Origin of the sequence: Stappia sp., assembly GCF_965276915.1 — a bacterium.
Taxonomy (GTDB): Bacteria; Pseudomonadota; Alphaproteobacteria; order Rhizobiales; family Stappiaceae; genus Stappia.
Genome location: NZ_OZ255709.1, coordinates 3,173,086 through 3,188,627 on the forward strand (window position 1 = coordinate 3,173,086; position 15,542 = coordinate 3,188,627).

The following is a 15,542-nucleotide window of genomic DNA, read 5'->3' on the forward strand; positions in this document are numbered from 1 at the left end:
ATGGACGTGGTCCGACTTGGACCGATCCATGCCGCCGGCGGCCCGGCACCTCAAATTCGGGAATTCGACACTCATGGCTTCCAGATTTCAGGTCCTGACACTCACCGACGCCGCCGCTGATCGCGTGCGCGAGATCGTCGACAATGCCGCAACGCCCGCCCTCGGCCTTCGGGTCGGCATCAAGAAGGGCGGCTGCGCGGGCATGGAATACGACATGAGCCTCGTGGACGAGGCGCGTGCCGGCGACGATGTCATCGACGACAAGGGCGTCAAGATCTTCATCGAGCCCTCCGCCGCTCTCTTCCTTCTCGGTACCGAGATGGATCACGAGATTTCGAAGTTCCGCTCGGGCTTCGTCTTCAGGAACCCCAACGAGGTTTCCGCCTGCGGTTGCGGCGAATCCGTCAACCTGAAGGCTGCCGAGGGCGATCCGCTCGGGGCCGGGGCCTCGCAAGCCTGAGGCGGGGGCGCGGCAGGCCGCCGGGCAATCGACGACGGCGAATGACAACGGGCAACGGCCCGCGCGTCACCGGAACGGCGCGCGTGCGGGCGTCCGGGGGCTGGTTTCAATTCTGCGATATGGGGAAGAAATCCCGTCCGTCGCGGCGCGCGGGCCCGAAAGCGCCGGCGGTCGTCCGGCACTACACCGCCGCGTCACGCCACGCGGCTGTCTTCCTCGACATCCGGGTCGGTCTCGCAGCGCACCAGGTTGCGCCCGGCGCCCTTCGCCGCATAAAGCGCGCTGTCGGCGCGGCCGATCAGCGATTGCGTGGTGTCCGCCGGCTTGAAGGTGGAGACGCCGATGGAGATCGTGATCCGGCCGAGATTCTCGCCGGTCGAGCGCTTCACCAGTTCCTTCGACAGCACCGCGCGGCGGATATGCTCGGCCACGGTCACGGCCTGGCGCAGCGAGGTATGCGGCAGCAGGATCGCGAACTCCTCGCCGCCATAGCGGCAGGCGACGTCGTGGCCCTTGACGTTCTGCTTCACCGCGAGCGCGACGAGGCGCAGCACCTGGTCGCCGGTCTGGTGGCCGTAGGTGTCGTTGAACTTCTTGAAATGGTCGATATCGGTCAAGAGCAACGACAGCGGCTCCTGGCTTTCCGAGGCATCCTTCACCATCCGCTCGATCGTGTGATCGAAATGCTTGCGGTTGCTGAGCGTCGTCAGCTCATCGGTGAGCGACTCGTAGCGGATCGCCTCGAGGCTTTCCTGCAGATCCTCGATCTGCTTGCGCGATTCCACCAGCTGGTCCTCCAGCTGCTTGTTGGAATCGGCCGTGTTGTGCGTTGCCTTGAGCAGATGCGCGACCAGCTGCTTGAGCTGCTTGGGATCCCTGATGCTCTCCAGCTGCGCCTGGGCGCCGGCCAGCGACTGGCCGTATTCCGACACCGAATCCACGCTCTGGCCGAGAATGTCGACCATGTCGCGGATCTCGTCGGAGATCTTCTCGCCGACCTCGTCGATCCGGTCGCCGAGTTTCGTCGGGGACAGGAAGCTGTTGTAGATCTGCTGAAGCTGTTCGGTGGTGACGGATCCGTTCGTGCCGGCGATCTCGTTGACGGCGCGGTTCAGGGAATGGTTGAAACCTGCGGCGTAGGTGTACCAGAGCTCATAGAAACGCGGATATGCCGGAAGCGTGTTCTTCCGGATATACTTGAGCGCCGCGTCACCGTAGACGATCGTCCGCTTGTGGTCGTCTTCCTGGGCCATGCAAGGTTCCACACGTATCGGTGACGTGCTGCAAGTCAATGCACGCGACCATCAAGAAATCTACGACTGAGTGTATCTCATTGAACGCTTAAGGCACGGTTAAGCTTGTCGGAACGTTCCGTCAATGCGCTGCTTGCAGTTCGCGCGCGCGGTGTTCCCGGGAGTGGGCAGGGCCGGAAAAAAATTCGCGGAAAATGGCGGGTTTTCGCCTTATTTTCAAATGGCTGGCAAGAAATCATCCGTCTTTTTGACGGTGGGCAACTTCTCGCCGGCGGCAAAAATGCACCGCCGGCATGGGCAAGATCTGCCCGTTTTCGTCCCGTATTGCGATGGCCGCGCGGGAGGGATTCGTTCTTTCGAACCTGTCTTGAAAGCCGGCCTCAGCCGGCCTTGGTCGGGCGGATGCCACGCAGCAGGAAGGCCGGTACGTGGTCGCCGAGACCGATCACCGGCTCGTCGTCATTGCCGCCGCGCCGCCGCTTGTTATTGTTGTTGTCGCCGCGCTTGGCGTTGTTGCCGTCATTGCCGGAAGCCGGCTTGCCGCCGCGCGCCCGGCGCGGGGCAGGAGCAGGGGCAGCAGGTGCGGCCTTTGTCTCTTCGGCCGGAGCCGTCCCGGCAGCGGCAGCAGGTGCAGCGGGCTTGCGCTGGCGCGGTGCCCGGGGCGCGCGCTCCTTGCGGGCAGGCGGGGTCGCCTCGACGGCTTCCGCGATCTCGGCGGGGCTTGTTGCCGCCTCTGCATCGGCTGCCGGCGCATCCGTGGTTGCGGCGCGCTTGCTGCGGGTGCGGGTCGCGGCCCGGCTGCGGCCATCGTCCTCGGCATCCTTGCCGCGTCCGCCGGAGCGGCCCTTGCCACCGCGTGCGGGAGCGGCATCGCCGCCGCGTCCGCGACGGCCCTTGGCCTCTGCGGCTTCCGCCTCGAAGTCGATCTCGTTTTCCAGCCAGGGCAGCTTGCGCTCGATTAGCTTCTCGATGGCGCCCAGATATTTCTGGTCGCCGCCGGTGATGAGGGTGATCGCGACACCGCTGCGCCCGGCCCGGCCCGTGCGGCCGATGCGGTGGACATAGTCCTCGGCATGGGTCGGTATGTCATAGTTGTAGACATGGCTGACAGCGGGAATGTCGAGGCCGCGCGCCGCGACGTCGCTGGCGACCAGCAGCGTCAGCTCGTTCTTGCGAAACTGCTCCAGCGTCGCCATCCGCGAGCGCTGGTCCATGTCGCCATGCAGTGCGCCGACCGAGTAGTCGTGCCGCTGCAGCGAGCGGAACACGGTCTGCACGTCGCGCTTGCGGTTGCAGAAGATGATGGCGTTCGTCAGGTTCTCGGCCTGGTCGATCATCTTGCGCAGCGTTGCGCGCTTGTCGAAGTCCTTGGAGCCGGCGGCCACGACCTGCTGCGTCACCGTGTCGGCGGTGGAGGAGGTGCGGGCCACTTCCACGCGCGCCGGATTGTGCAGGAACGTGTCGACCAGGCGCTGGATCTCCGGCGGCATCGTCGCCGAGAAGAACAGGGTCTGGCGGGTCATCGGGATCAGTTTGCAGATCCGCTCGATGTCCGGGATGAAGCCCATGTCGAGCATGCGGTCGGCCTCGTCGATAACGAGGATGTCGACGCCCTGCAGCAGCAGCTTGCCGCGCTCGGTATGATCGAGCAGCCGCCCCGGCGTCGCGATCAGCACGTCGACGCCGCGATCCAGCTTCTTGTCCTGGTCACCGAAGGACGTGCCGCCGATCAGCAGGGCCACGTTCAGCTTGTGGTTGACGCCGTACTTGTTGAAGTTTTCCTCGACCTGGGCGGCCAGCTCGCGCGTCGGCTCGAGAATGAGCGTGCGCGGCATTCGGGCCCGGGCGCGGCCCTTTTCCAGCAATGTCAGCATCGGCAGGGTGAAGGACGCGGTCTTGCCGGTGCCGGTCTGGGCGAGCCCCAGCACGTCGCGCTTCTGCAGGACATGCGGAATGGCGCCGACCTGAATGGCGGTGGGTTCGGTGTACCCGGCCGCTTCCACGGCGGCGAGCACTTTCTCGCTCAATCCAAGTGAGGAAAAGGACATATGACCTTGATGTTATGACAGGGAACATAGCCGGGTCCCGAGTTGGTGCTTCAGGTTCCGGCACTTTGGCGCGCACACTACAGTTTCAAAATAAAATGTCAACGATCCAAAGTCTCGCAGGCGCCCTCGCCAAGAATTATCGGCTTCATCGCTGGAGCCGGTGCGTCTCAGTTACTTGCCTGCTGAAATACGTAACCGGCTGCATTCTCGCCTTCGAGAAACAGCTCGTAAGTGGTTTCCGCTCCGTCGGCGCCGGCGATATCGACAAAGGCCAGCACGCCGTGCGCATCCTTTTCGCTGCGCAGCGAGGTGATCCGCCCGCCCGTTTCACCCGCTTCCCCGACCTCCACGACGGCCCCGCCGCGCAGGATGAACAGCCGGTCGCGCGCAGCCTCGCGCGCCACCACGAAGCCGGTGTCGCTGCCGTCCGGCCCGGCCAGCCGCGTCAGTCCGAGCAGGGACTCCGGCAGCGCCCCGACGAGATCGCCGACCGGATCGGCGGCAAGCGGCACGCTCGCGCCCAGCAGGAGGAGCGCGGCAATCGGGGCGGAAGGGAAGGGGATGCGCATCGGCGGGCGTCTCCTTGACGGGTCCGGCGGGAGCTGCGCGCCGGCAGGGCCGCTCCGGTCGGAAGGGATATTGCAGGTCACTCTAGAACAAGCCGGAGGCGACCGGAACCGGGCGATTTTACCGGGGGTCGACAACCGGCCTGCCCGTCGCTGGTCCTGTCACCGCCCCGTCACCGGCACGGCCAGGTCGGTGCCCTCGTAGAACGCCCGGTAGTCGGCTGCGTAGCGACGGCGCAGGGCCAGCCGCAAGGCCGGGTCGAGGCCGCCCGCCAGCTCCGCGATGCGTTGCTCCCCGGCATCCGCGATCGCCGGCAGCGGACCGATGTCGGCATCGCTGCGCGCCGCCACGTCCCAGCGCAGCGCCTCCCAGTCGGCGTCCGCCGTCTCGTAGCGCAGCACCCGGGTGGGCAGAAGCCGGTTCTTGTGCGCCAGGATCGATGTCTGGCTGCGATAGGCATTGGCGCTGCGCCAGTCCGGCGTGGCGCAGATGCGGGAGACGAACCGGGCGAAGTCGAGCCCGTTGACCAGAACCGGATCATGCTCCGAAGGCGGCGTCACACCGCGTTCCAGCTTGTCGAAACACGAGGCGGCCCGTGTCAGCGGATCGCGCACCACGGTGAAGACCAGCGCCTGCGGGTGCAGCCGCGTCAGTTGTCGTCCCGACAGAAGGGTCAGCCCGTCGGTCCAGGACGACAGGGTTCCGGTCGCGTAGCGGGGGCGTCCCGCCATGCCGGCCGGCGCGCCGGCAAGGCGCAGCAATGCGGTGCGAATGCCTTCGCTGGCTGCGTTCGGACAGCGGCCAAAGGCCAGCCCGTGACCGGTCAGCACCAGGAAGCTGTGGTCGTGCAGGGGCCGCCGCCGGCGCAGGTAGGCATTGATGAGTGCCGTCAGCAAGGCACCGGCCTTTCCCGGTTGATGGGTCAACGGCATTGTGGAGGGGGATGCCATCCGCGTTGCCATGCCTCAGATATCGAGTTCTTCCGCGAAACGCGCGTTTTCCTGGATGAACTGGAAGCGCGCCTCCGGCTTGTTGCCCATCAACCGCTCGACCGCCGGTCCGGTTCCCGCGGCCTCGCTCTCGTCGATCTCCACCTTCAGCAGGTTGCGCTTGGAAGGGTCCATCGTGGTTTCCTTCAGCTGGGCCGGCAGCATTTCGCCCAGACCCTTGAAACGACCGATATCCACCTTCGAGCCGGCCTTGAACTCGCTGGCAAGCAGGGCGTCCTTGTGGGCATCGTCGCGGGCGTAGATCGTCCGGCCGCCCTGCGTCAGGCGATACAGGGGAGGGGCGGCGAGATAAAGGTGTCCGTTGCGGATCAGGTCCGGTGTCTCGCGGTAGAAGAACGTGATCAGCAGCGAGGCGATATGCGCCCCGTCGACGTCGGCATCCGTCATGATCACGACCTTCTCGTAGCGCAGGTCCGTGTCGCGATAGGTCTTGCCGGTGCCGCAGCCGAGCGCCTGGACGAGGTCGGCGAGCTGCTGGTTGGCGGCCAGCTTGTCGCGCCCGGCACTGGCCACGTTGAGGATCTTGCCGCGCAGCGGCAGCACCGCCTGGTTCATGCGGTTGCGCGCCTGCTTGGCCGAGCCGCCGGCCGAGTCGCCCTCCACGATGAACAGTTCCGATCCCGCCGCCTGGTTCGAGGAACAGTCGGCAAGCTTGCCCGGCAGGCGCAGCTTGCGCACCGCCGTCTTGCGCGCGACATCCTTCTCCTGGCGTCGCCGCAGCCGTTCGTCGGCCCGGTCGATCACCCATTCCAGCAGCTTGTTGGCCTGGTTGGGCGAGGCCGTCAGCCAGTGGTCGAAGGCATCGCGCACCGCGACCTCGACCACCCGGGTCGCTTCCGCCGAGGCCAGCTTGTCCTTGGTCTGGCCGACGAATTCCGGCTCCCGGATGAACACGGAAAGCATCGCCCCGGCCGAGGTGACGATGTCGTCGCCGGTGATGATCGAGGCCTTCTTGTTGCCGGTCAGCTCGGCATAGGCCTTGAGCCCGCGCAGCAGGGCGTAGCGCAGGCCCGCCTCGTGCGTTCCGCCTTCCGGCGTCGGCACCGTGTTGCAGTAGGAATTGATGAAGCCGTCGCCGGCGAACCATGTGATCGCCCACTCCACCGAGCCGTGCCGGCCGGTGTCCTTGGTGCGTCCGGCGAACGTGTCGTCGATGACGCGCCGTTCCTTGCCCAGTGCGTCGGCAAGATAGTCGCGCAAGCCTCCGGGGAAGTGGAACGTGGCCTCCGCCTCGACACTCTCGCGCTCCGCCACCTCGGGCGCGCAGCGCCAGCGGATCTCGACGCCGGAAAAGAGATAGGCCTTGGAGCGGGCCATCTTGAACAGGCGCGCCGCCTTGAAGGTCGCGCCCTTGCCGAAGATCTCCGGATCGGGGCGGAAGCGCACCAGGGTGCCGCGCCGGTTCTGCACATCGCCCACCGTCTCCAGCCCGCCCTGCGGCAGGCCGCGCCGGAAGGTCTGGCGGTAGAGCTTGCGGGCGCGCGCCACCTCGACGACCAGTTCCTCGGACAGCGCGTTGACCACCGAGACGCCGACGCCGTGCAGGCCGCCGGAGGTCTCGTAGACCTTGCTGTCGAATTTTCCGCCCGCGTGCAGCGTGGTCATGATGACCTCGAGCGCCGACTTGTCCTTGTGCTTGGGATGCGGATCGACCGGGATGCCGCGGCCGTTGTCGGCCACCGACAGCCAGCCGTCGGCGGTGAGGTTCACCTCTATCCAGCTGGCATGGCCGGCGACCGCCTCGTCCATCGAATTGTCGATCACCTCGGCGAAGAGGTGATGCAGGGCGCGCTCGTCGGTGCCGCCGATATACATGCCCGGACGCCGCCGGACCGGCTCCAGCCCCTCCAGGACCTCGATATGCTCCGCCGTGTAGTCGGATCCGTCGCCGCGTTCCGTGCGCGCCGGCGCGGTCGGACGGGCACGCTTGGCCGCTGCCGGCGCCTTGGCCGTGTCGTCGGCTGCGGCGGGCTTCTGGGTCGCCGGGCCGGAGCCCTCTTCGAAAAGATCGTCTGCGGTGGTCATGCTCTGTCCGGTTGCGGGGCGTGCGGTGGCCGGCCCCGAATCACTCATGATTCTGCCGTGTGCGACGGATTCGTCCAAGGATCAAGCGCAGGCCCGTTGAAAACCGTTTTTCAACCGCTCTCGGATAGACTGCATCCAGGTCGCGGGGAGACCGCGTCGAGGTCTCCGCTTGCCGGCCGTGTGTTGGAGGAGGAAGTCAAGATGACCGCTTCGTCAAGGCGCTTCGGCGTGCATGTGGAACTTGTCGCCGCCGGCCTGCTGCTGGCCAATGCGATGATCCTGGTGGTCGCCGGCTGATTGCCCTGGCCCTCGCAGGGAGCCGAGGGGCTGTGGCCGGCCGGCAACAGTGTTGCAGGACTCTGCAATGACCGGCCCGATCGTGTCACGATTGCCGTGTTTCGGCCTTTTTTTGACGGCCAACGTGGAGTTCTTCCGGACGCGCCCGGCGGGAATGCGGCGGCGGAATGACCGGTCAGGTCCTACTCTTGCCCAGTTGCCGGTCTAGTCTCGGTTCCACTGGGTCGAGGGTCTTTCCCGAGGCCCGGCCGGGTCCTTGAAACGGGCTTCGGGGCGTGCCCTGACGGGGCGCGGTTTTTGAAAGAGGCCAGGATTGAACTCCTGGTGAATTGGGGGGGAAGGCGGCACGCGGGAAGCGTGTCATCACACCCGACGGGTCTCGCCGACCCTTGCGACCAGGTCGCTCGCGGCAGGCGCGGACTCGCGAAAAACAAGGATGAAGGCGCGTGCGCGAAGGACACGCCTCCCGGGGAACCGGCCGATACGGCCGATCGACGGGGCAGAATGTCCGGCGCATGCGAGGCGGTCGATAATGCGGATCACTGGTTGGACTAAAGGGTCAGGCGTCATGTGTGCCTTGGCGGTCTTGCTTGCGGCGCCGGTTTCGGCGAGCGCGCAGGAGACCGCTGCGGAGGCTGCGGCGAAGCTTTCGGGCGCCGTTCGGGACAATGCCGACATTTCTCCCGGCGAGGCGCTGCGCAACGGCACCCGCTTCTACTATGCGGGCGAGAAGGAACGCGCGCTGGATTCCCTGCGTTTCGCGGCCGAACAGGGCCATCCCCTGGCGGCGTGGAAGCTTGGCCGGATGTATTCGCGCGGCGACGGCGTCAAGGAAGACGACATCAAGGCGTTCGAGTATTTCCGCCAGATCGCCTCCAACTATGCCGACGACAGCCCCAGTTCGCCCCGCGCGCCGTTCATCGCCAGCGCGTTTGTCGAGCTCGGCTCCTACTATCTCACCGGCATCCACGACAGCGCCATCCAGCCCAACGTCACCCGGGCCCGCGAGATCTTCACCTACGCGGCATCCTATTTCGGCGATGCCGATGCGCAGTATCACCTTGGCATGCTCTATCTCGAGGAGCCCGACCGCAATCCTCACATGGCCGCGCGCTGGTTGAAGCTTGCCGCCCAGAAAGGGCACCTGCACGCCCAGGCGCGGCTCGGCGAACTCTTGTCGAACGGCGAGTTCGGCGGCTCCGACAACCGCACGGCCGGGCTGATGTGGCTGACGGTCGCCCAGCGCCGCGTCGCGGGCCACGAGAACATGTGGATCACCGAGGCGCAGGAGCGCAGCTTCGGCCTTGCCTCCGAGAAAGTGCGCCGCCGCGCCACGACGCTTGCCGACAACTGGCTGGCGAAGAACCCCTCGCTGATCGCCGGCAAGGCCGAATAGGCCGCTGCATGCCGCCATGCAGCGGTGTCGGCGGACTGCTTCTCGGCCTTTTCCACCGTTGCCATCCGCCTTGTGGCGAATGACTGTGATGCCTGCGCGGCAACCGGCTCTTGAAACCCGCGCGGCGGATCTTATCTCAGCGGCAAGCGAGGACGGCCTCCCCCATCCGGGACACACATTCGGGACGACCCGAAAGCCCTGGAAGGGAGTTTTCCCATGCGCACCACCCGTGACCGCATCCGCCACGCCATTTCCTTCGAGATCATCGGCCTGGCGCTTGTCACGCCTCTCGGTGCCTGGGCGTTCCACGCTCCGGTGAACGAGATCGGCGTCGTCGCCCTGGTCGGCGCGACGCTGGCCACCGTGTGGAACTACGTCTTCAACCTCGCCTTCGACCATGCCCTGCTGCGGACAAGGGGCGATGTGCGCAAGACGCTGTGGCTGCGTCTCGTCCATGCCGGCCTGTTCGAGCTTGGCCTCCTGGTCCTGCTGATGCCCTTCATCGCCTGGTATCTGGGCGTATCGCTCATCCAGGCGCTGCTGATGGACGTCTCCTTCGCGGGTTTCTATGTGGTCTATGCCTTCGTCTTCAACTGGGCCTATGATCTCGTTTTCCCGCTCCCGGCGGAGCGCGAGATGCGCGCGGGCGAGGCCGGTGGCGCCTGATCGCCGCGGTTGACCCTGTTCCGGCGGACCGCTAAGAGCCGTGGCCTGTGGCGGGTCCGCCACGAACCACTGGCGCGGGCCATCGCCAGACCGGCGCGGCCGGGTCCGCCCCTCCAGCGAGTTGCCGAATTCCATGCGTGTTGACGATTTCGATTTCGACCTGCCGCAGGAGCGGATCGCGTTGCGGCCGGCCCGTCCGCGCGACGCCGCGCGCATGCTCGTCGTGCGCACCGCCGCCGCGCCCGTGCTTTCCGATGCCGGGGTGCGCGATCTTCCCGGCCTGCTCGAGCCGGGCGACGCGCTCGTCTTCAACGACACCCGCGTCATCCCGGCCCAGCTCGAGGGCACCCGCACGCGCGGCGAGGCGGTCGCCGGCATTTCCGCCACCCTGCACCTGCGCGCCGGCGAGGATCGCTGGTGGGCTTTCGCCCGCCCGGCCAAGAAGCTCGCCGTCGGCGACCGCGTCCGCTTCACCCACGATCCCGCGCGCGGAGAGGGCGGCGCCTGCCTGCTTGGCGCGCTGGACGCGACCATTGCCGAAAAGCGCGAGGGCGGCGAGGTGCTCCTCGCCTTCGACCTCTCCGGCCCGCTGCTCGACGAGGCCATCGCCGCCACCGGCCACATCCCGTTGCCGCCCTATATCGCGGCAAGGCGCGGCGAGGACGCGCAGGACCGCGCCGACTACCAGACGATCTTCGCCGACAAGGACGGCGCGGTGGCGGCTCCCACCGCCGGCCTGCATTTCACGCCCGACCTTTTGGCGGCGCTCGATGCGCGCGGCGTTTCCCGCCACACGGTGACGCTTCATGTCGGCGCCGGCACTTTCCTGCCCGTCAAGGCGGACGACACGGCCGACCACAGGATGCATGCCGAACGGGGCACGGTGAGCGGGGAAACCGCCGCCGCCCTTCGCGCCGTGCGGGCGCGGGGCAACAAGGTTGTCGCCGTCGGCACCACCTCGCTGCGCATCCTGGAAAGCGCGGCGCAAGGGGAGGCGGGGCTTGCGGCCTTCACCGGCGAGACCTCGATCTTCATCACGCCCGGTTACCGCTTCCGCGCCATCGATGCGCTGATGACCAATTTCCACCTGCCGCGCTCGACGCTCTTCATGCTGGTGAGCGCGCTTGCCGGCCTCGACACGATGCGCGGTGCCTATGCGCATGCCATCAAGAACGGCTACCGCTTCTATTCCTACGGCGATGCCTCGCTGCTCTTTCCCAAGGTGACCGAATGACCGCGCCCTTTTCCTTTCGCCTTCTGGCCACCGACGGCATGGCCCGGCGCGGCGAGATCGTCACCCCGCACGGGCGGGTCTCGACGCCCGCCTTCATGCCGGTGGGCACGCAAGCGACCGTCAAGGCGATGTATCCCGGCCAGGTTCGGGAGCTTGGCGCCGACGTGGTGCTCGGCAACACCTACCACCTGATGCTGCGCCCCGGCGCGGAGCGCATCGCAAGGCTCGGCGGGCTGCACACCTTCATGAACTGGCCGCACACGATCCTCACCGACTCGGGCGGCTTCCAGGTCATGTCGCTGGCGCAATTGCGCAAGCTGACCGAGGACGGCGTCACCTTCCAGAGCCATATCGACGGCTCGCGCCATGTGATGACGCCGGAGCGCTCGGTCGAGATCCAGCAACTGCTCGGCTCCGATATCCAGATGCAGCTGGACGAGTGCATCGCGCTGCCCGCCCCGCGCGAGGACGTGGAGCGCGCCATGCGCCTGTCGCTCCGCTGGGCGGAGCGCTCGCGCGCCCAGTTTGAGACGATGGGCGGACCGGGCAGGGGGCAGGCGCTTTACGGCATCGTCCAGGGCGGCGACGTGCCGGACCTGCGCATTGCCTCGGCGCAGGCGCTGGGGGAGATGCCGTTCGAGGGCTATTCGGTCGGCGGCCTCGCCGTCGGCGAGCCGCAGGACGTGATGCTGGCGATGCTGGAGGTGACGACGCCGGCCATGCCTGTCGACAAGCCGCGCTACCTGATGGGCGTCGGCACGCCGGAGGACATCCTGGAGAGCGTCGCGCGCGGCATCGACCAGTTCGACTGCGTCATGCCGACCCGGGCCGGCCGCCACGGCCTTGCCTATACCCGCCATGGCAAGGTCAATCTCAAGAACGCCCGCCATGCCGACGATCCGCGCCCGCTCGACGAGGCCTCCGACTGCCCGGCGGCGCGCGACTACTCCCGCGCCTATCTTCACCATCTTGTGAAGGCCGGCGAGGGGCTCGCCGCGATGCTGCTGACCTGGACCAATCTCGCCTATTACCAGACCTTGATGCGCGAGATGCGCGCGGCAATCGAGGAGGGCCGCTTCGAGGACTTCCGGGCGAAGACGCGCGAGGATTGGGCCCGCGGCGACGTGTCGCCGCAAACATAGAGATCCGGCGACCTGGCTCCGCAGAACCGGGAACTCGGCGACCTGTCGCCGCCTCAGGCCGACGCGCCGGGGCTCTTTGTCAGCACGCAGCCGGAGATCTTCCAGCTGCCGTCGCCCTGCTGCTCGAACGTGTAGAGCGCCAGCCAGTCGGTGCCCCCCGCATCCGTCAGGTAGACCTCCTGCACGGGCCCGCGCGCAGTGTCGCGCAACCGGCCGAAACTGACCGCACGCGGTGCCACAACCGGCGGATATCCGCGCTCCACCATTCGCATGAAACGGTCGGGCGTGGGGAACATTTTCCGGATTTTAGGCGCCGCGTAGGAATAGGCGGTGGTCGCGTCTCCCGAGCGGAAGGCGGCGATCTGGCCCTCGACCAGGGAGCGCAGCGTCACCCCGTCGTCGGCGCGCGCGAGGCCCGCCTGGACGACGAGCGACAGCGCCATCAGGGCGGCGAGCAGAAAGGGCAGCAGCGGCTGGCGTCTTTCGGCAACGGAGATGTTGGCACGGGTCATCGCGGACCTCCGGCTGGTCGGCCGTCCGCCTCGCGGCGGAGGGCGTGTGAGGGCGTTGCAAGCCGGTGTGCTGCCGGCATGGAACGCCGCGTCTCCTGATGATACGCCAAGTCGTCCCTGTCGGATGTGCATTCGTGCGAGCGCGCGGCGCGCCGGTTTCACCGTCGGTCTTCATCTTCCGTTGAGAGACTTGCGCTACCAATATTCATACAATTGAATTCGTATGCAGGCCGGCACACCGGCCTTCTGCCGTCGGAGCTGATCATGCCGTACAAGCCAAATGTCCGTGGGGAGATCCGCGGGGCTCCCAGAGCGGTCTGCGCGATACCGGCGATCATCGTGGATCGCGGCGTCTCCCTTGCCTGCACGGTCGAGGATCTCAGCATCAACGGTTGCCGGGTGCGCATGAACGGTCACGGCCGGCTGAGCGATCGCTTTGCCTTCGAGTTTCCCAGGCGCGGCATCAAGGTCGATGCGGAACTCGTCTGGCTCAACGGCGAGGAGGCCGGCATCCGCTTCCTGCACAAGGGCGCCGCTCCCGGCACGGGGGGCGACGAGCCGTCTCGTTCCGACCCGGAAGTCGCGTAGGCGACCGTCCCGAACCGCGCTGGCGCACCATCGTTCCTTCCGTCCCGCGATTGCGTGAGAATATACGAATCATATATGAAACGTATATTCACCTCGCTATCGGGAGATGTTCATGGGTATCGTCAAGATCGGCGATGATCTGCACGAGGACATACGGCGGGCCAGCACGGTCATGTGCCGGTCCATCAACGCGCAGGCCGAATTCTGGATGAAGATCGGCATGCTGGCGGAAGCCAATCCGGCCCTGTCGTTCAACGAGATCGTCAGGATGCAGCTGGAAACGGCGCATGTGCGTCTCGCGGACGCGGCGGTCGCCTGACATGGTCAAGACCGCGGACGAACTGGCGCTGATGCGCATATCGGGACGGTTGCTGGCGTCGGTTTTCGAGATGCTGGACGGGCAGGACCTCGCCGGCATGTCGACAATGCAGGTCAATGACCTCGTCGACCGTTTCATCACCGACGACCTGGCCGCGCGACCGGCGAGCAAGGGACAATACGGCTATGAGCATGTCCTGAACTGCTCGGTCAACCATGTCGTGTGCCATGGCGTGCCGAGCCGTGAGGAGACCATCCGCGACGGCGATATCGTCAACTTCGACATCACGCTCGAAAAGAACGGCTTCATCGCCGATTCCAGCAAGACCTATCTCGTCGGCAATGCCTCGCCGGCCGCGCGGCGGCTGGTGCGGGTCGCCCGCGATGCGATGTGGAAAGGGATCGGGCAGGTGCGGCCGGGCGCGCATCTGGGCGACATCGGCGCGGCGATCGAACGGCACGCCAAAAGGAACGGCTGTTCGGTCGTCCGGGAATATTGCGGGCACGGCATCGGTCGCGACATGCACGAGGAACCGCAGGTGCTGAATTTCGGCCGGCCGGGAACGGGGCCGAAGCTGCGCGAGGGCATGGTCTTCACCATCGAGCCGATGATCAACCAGGGCACCCGCAAGGTCTCGACAGAGGAGGACGGGTGGACCGTCGTCACCGACGACCGCAAGCTGTCCGCCCAGTTCGAGCATACGGTCGCGGTTACCGGAACCGGCGTCGAGGTCCTGACCCTGCGCCGCGACGAAACGCGGTTCCTGGCGCAAAGCGCCTGACCCTCAAAGCCGGGACAGGAGCGCGGGCGTCGGCCAGCCGTCCGCCGGAACGCCGAGGCGCAGCTGTTCGGTGCGCACCGCCGCGCGCGTGCCGGCGCCCAGAATCCCGTCGATCTTGCCGACGTCATGGCCCCTTGCCGCAAGCTTTTCCTGCAACTGGCGCATGGCGGCGTCCGAAAGCCCGGGATCCGGGTTGCCCGGATCGTAGCGGCTGGCGCCGGCAAGCCGCGTCGCCAGATAGGCGGCCGTCGTCGTGTAGATGAAGGACTGGTTCCACTCCAGATAGACGCGGAAATTCGGATAGGCCAGGAAGACCGGCCCCTTGTGCCCCTGCGGCATCAGAAGCGCTGCGGGCAGGCTGGCCGCCGGCAGCGATCCCTCGCGCGCCGTAACGCCTGCCTTCGCCCACTCGCCGACGGTCGTGTCGAAGTTGAGCCCGGTTTTTTCCCATGGCAGGTTCGCCGGCAGCTTCACTTCCGTGAGCCAGGGTTCGCCCGTCCGCCAGCCGAGGTTCCTGATGAAGCCAGCGGCGGTGAGGATCGTGTCGGCGGAGCTTTTCTTGAGGTCGACATGGCCGTCGCCGTCGCCGTCCTTGCCGAAGCGGATGATGTCCTCGGGCAGCATCTGCACCTGGCCGATCTCGCCGGCCCAGGCGCCGGTCGTGCGTGCCGGGTCGAGGTCGCCATGGGCCGCCATCTCGATCGCCGCGATCAGTTGCGGGCGGAACAGATGCGGCCGCCGGCAGTCATGGGCGAGCGTCGCCAGCGCGTTGACCGTGTTGAAGTCGCCCTGCACCGCGCCGAAATCCGTCTCCAGCGCCCAGAAGGCGGTGATCACCGGCGCCGGCACGCCGTAATCGGCCTGCGCCTTGGCGAAGACCTTGGCGAACTTCTTCATGTTGCCGGCGCCGTGCTTCAACCGGTAGCCGCTCACCGAGCGCTTCGAGAAGGTGAGGAAGTCCTGCTTGAAAACGCCCTGCGCGCGGTCGCGCGACAGCACCGTCCGGTCGATCCGCGCCCCCGAAAGGGTCTGGCGGATGGCGGCGTCCGGCAGGCCCTTGGCGCGGGCCTCTTCGGCGACACCGTTCAGGAAGGCGCCGAAATCCCCGCCGCACGGCGTGTTGGCGAGCGCGGGCAGGGGCGCGAGGAGCATGGCGGCAAGGGCAAGGCCCGCAAGCGGGCGGCACGAGAGGCGGGTGGTCATCGGCGGGTCCTTGTCGAGCAAAGCAAAAGTCGCGCCGATGA

Annotated in this window: 15 protein-coding genes; 8 read left to right on the top strand and 7 right to left on the bottom strand. The window is 66.9% G+C overall.

What is annotated here, in order from left to right; all coding sequences use genetic code 11:
* Positions 1-73 precede the first annotated feature (73 nt).
* Positions 74-460, top strand: coding sequence for a Fe-S cluster assembly scaffold SufA (sufA, locus tag ACQY46_RS14710; protein WP_428696781.1), 387 nt, complete (start codon positions 74-76; stop codon positions 458-460).
* A 194-nt stretch (positions 461-654) separates the two neighbouring features.
* Here sufA and ACQY46_RS14715 read toward each other — a convergent pair whose 3' ends face one another.
* From ACQY46_RS14715 to parE, 5 genes are all read right to left on the bottom strand, one after another.
* Entirely contained in the window at positions 655-1,713 is a 1,059-nt protein-coding gene (locus tag ACQY46_RS14715; protein WP_428696782.1) for a diguanylate cyclase, read from the bottom strand.
* A 380-nt stretch (positions 1,714-2,093) separates the two neighbouring features.
* On the bottom strand, positions 2,094-3,761 hold the full coding sequence (locus tag ACQY46_RS14720) for a DEAD/DEAH box helicase (protein ID WP_428696783.1): 1,668 nt from the start codon (positions 3,759-3,761) through the stop codon (positions 2,094-2,096).
* A gap of 167 nt (positions 3,762-3,928) precedes the next feature.
* Positions 3,929-4,330, bottom strand: a complete 402-nt coding sequence (locus ACQY46_RS14725; protein WP_428696784.1) for a hypothetical protein — start codon at positions 4,328-4,330, stop codon at positions 3,929-3,931.
* Positions 4,331-4,489: 159 nt separating this feature from the next.
* Positions 4,490-5,224 (bottom strand): sulfotransferase family 2 domain-containing protein, encoded by a 735-nt coding sequence (locus tag ACQY46_RS14730; protein WP_428696785.1) that lies wholly within the window; start codon positions 5,222-5,224, stop codon positions 4,490-4,492.
* Positions 5,225-5,293: 69 nt separating this feature from the next.
* Positions 5,294-7,363 (bottom strand): DNA topoisomerase IV subunit B, encoded by a 2,070-nt coding sequence (gene parE / locus ACQY46_RS14735; RefSeq protein ID WP_428696786.1) that lies wholly within the window; start codon positions 7,361-7,363, stop codon positions 5,294-5,296.
* An 865-nt stretch (positions 7,364-8,228) separates the two neighbouring features.
* On the opposite strand from parE, the gene ACQY46_RS14740 reads away from it, so the two are divergent.
* The 4 genes from ACQY46_RS14740 (at position 8,229) to tgt (ending at position 12,098) form a co-directional block, all read left to right on the top strand.
* Entirely contained in the window at positions 8,229-9,056 is an 828-nt protein-coding gene (locus ACQY46_RS14740) for a tetratricopeptide repeat protein (RefSeq protein WP_428696787.1), read from the top strand.
* Between the two features lie 216 nt (positions 9,057-9,272).
* Positions 9,273-9,722: a PACE efflux transporter gene (locus ACQY46_RS14745; RefSeq protein WP_428696788.1), complete on the top strand. Its 450-nt coding sequence runs from the start codon at positions 9,273-9,275 to the stop codon at positions 9,720-9,722.
* A 133-nt stretch (positions 9,723-9,855) separates the two neighbouring features.
* Positions 9,856-10,956, top strand: a complete 1,101-nt coding sequence (gene queA, locus ACQY46_RS14750; protein ID WP_428696789.1) for a tRNA preQ1(34) S-adenosylmethionine ribosyltransferase-isomerase QueA — start codon at positions 9,856-9,858, stop codon at positions 10,954-10,956.
* A complete protein-coding gene (gene tgt / locus ACQY46_RS14755) occupies positions 10,953-12,098 on the top strand; it encodes a tRNA guanosine(34) transglycosylase Tgt (RefSeq protein ID WP_428696790.1) in 1,146 nt (381 codons plus the stop codon). Before queA ends, tgt begins: the two co-directional genes overlap by 4 nt.
* 53 nt (positions 12,099-12,151) lie before the next feature.
* On the opposite strand, the gene ACQY46_RS14760 is transcribed toward tgt, so the two are convergent.
* Positions 12,152-12,610 carry a DUF4864 domain-containing protein gene (locus ACQY46_RS14760; protein WP_428696791.1) on the bottom strand — a complete coding sequence of 153 codons (459 nt, stop codon included), beginning with the start codon at positions 12,608-12,610 and terminating at the stop codon, positions 12,152-12,154.
* 264 nt (positions 12,611-12,874) lie between these two features.
* Between ACQY46_RS14760 and ACQY46_RS14765 the strand changes: the two genes are divergently transcribed.
* The 3 genes from ACQY46_RS14765 to map all read left to right on the top strand — a co-directional run bounded on the left by ACQY46_RS14765 (position 12,875) and on the right by map (position 14,298).
* Entirely contained in the window at positions 12,875-13,198 is a 324-nt protein-coding gene (locus ACQY46_RS14765) for a PilZ domain-containing protein (RefSeq protein WP_428696792.1), read from the top strand.
* Positions 13,199-13,310: 112 nt separating this feature from the next.
* On the top strand, positions 13,311-13,517 hold the full coding sequence (locus tag ACQY46_RS14770; RefSeq protein WP_428696793.1) for a ParD-like family protein: 207 nt from the start codon (positions 13,311-13,313) through the stop codon (positions 13,515-13,517).
* A 1-nt stretch (position 13,518) separates the two neighbouring features.
* Positions 13,519-14,298, top strand: coding sequence for a type I methionyl aminopeptidase (gene map / locus ACQY46_RS14775; RefSeq protein WP_428696794.1), 780 nt, complete (start codon positions 13,519-13,521; stop codon positions 14,296-14,298).
* A gap of 3 nt (positions 14,299-14,301) precedes the next feature.
* Here the strand turns inward: map and ACQY46_RS14780 are convergent, their stop codons facing one another.
* Positions 14,302-15,501: a lytic murein transglycosylase gene (locus ACQY46_RS14780; RefSeq protein ID WP_428696795.1), complete on the bottom strand. Its 1,200-nt coding sequence runs from the start codon at positions 15,499-15,501 to the stop codon at positions 14,302-14,304.
* Between the last annotated feature and the right edge of the window lie 41 nt (positions 15,502-15,542).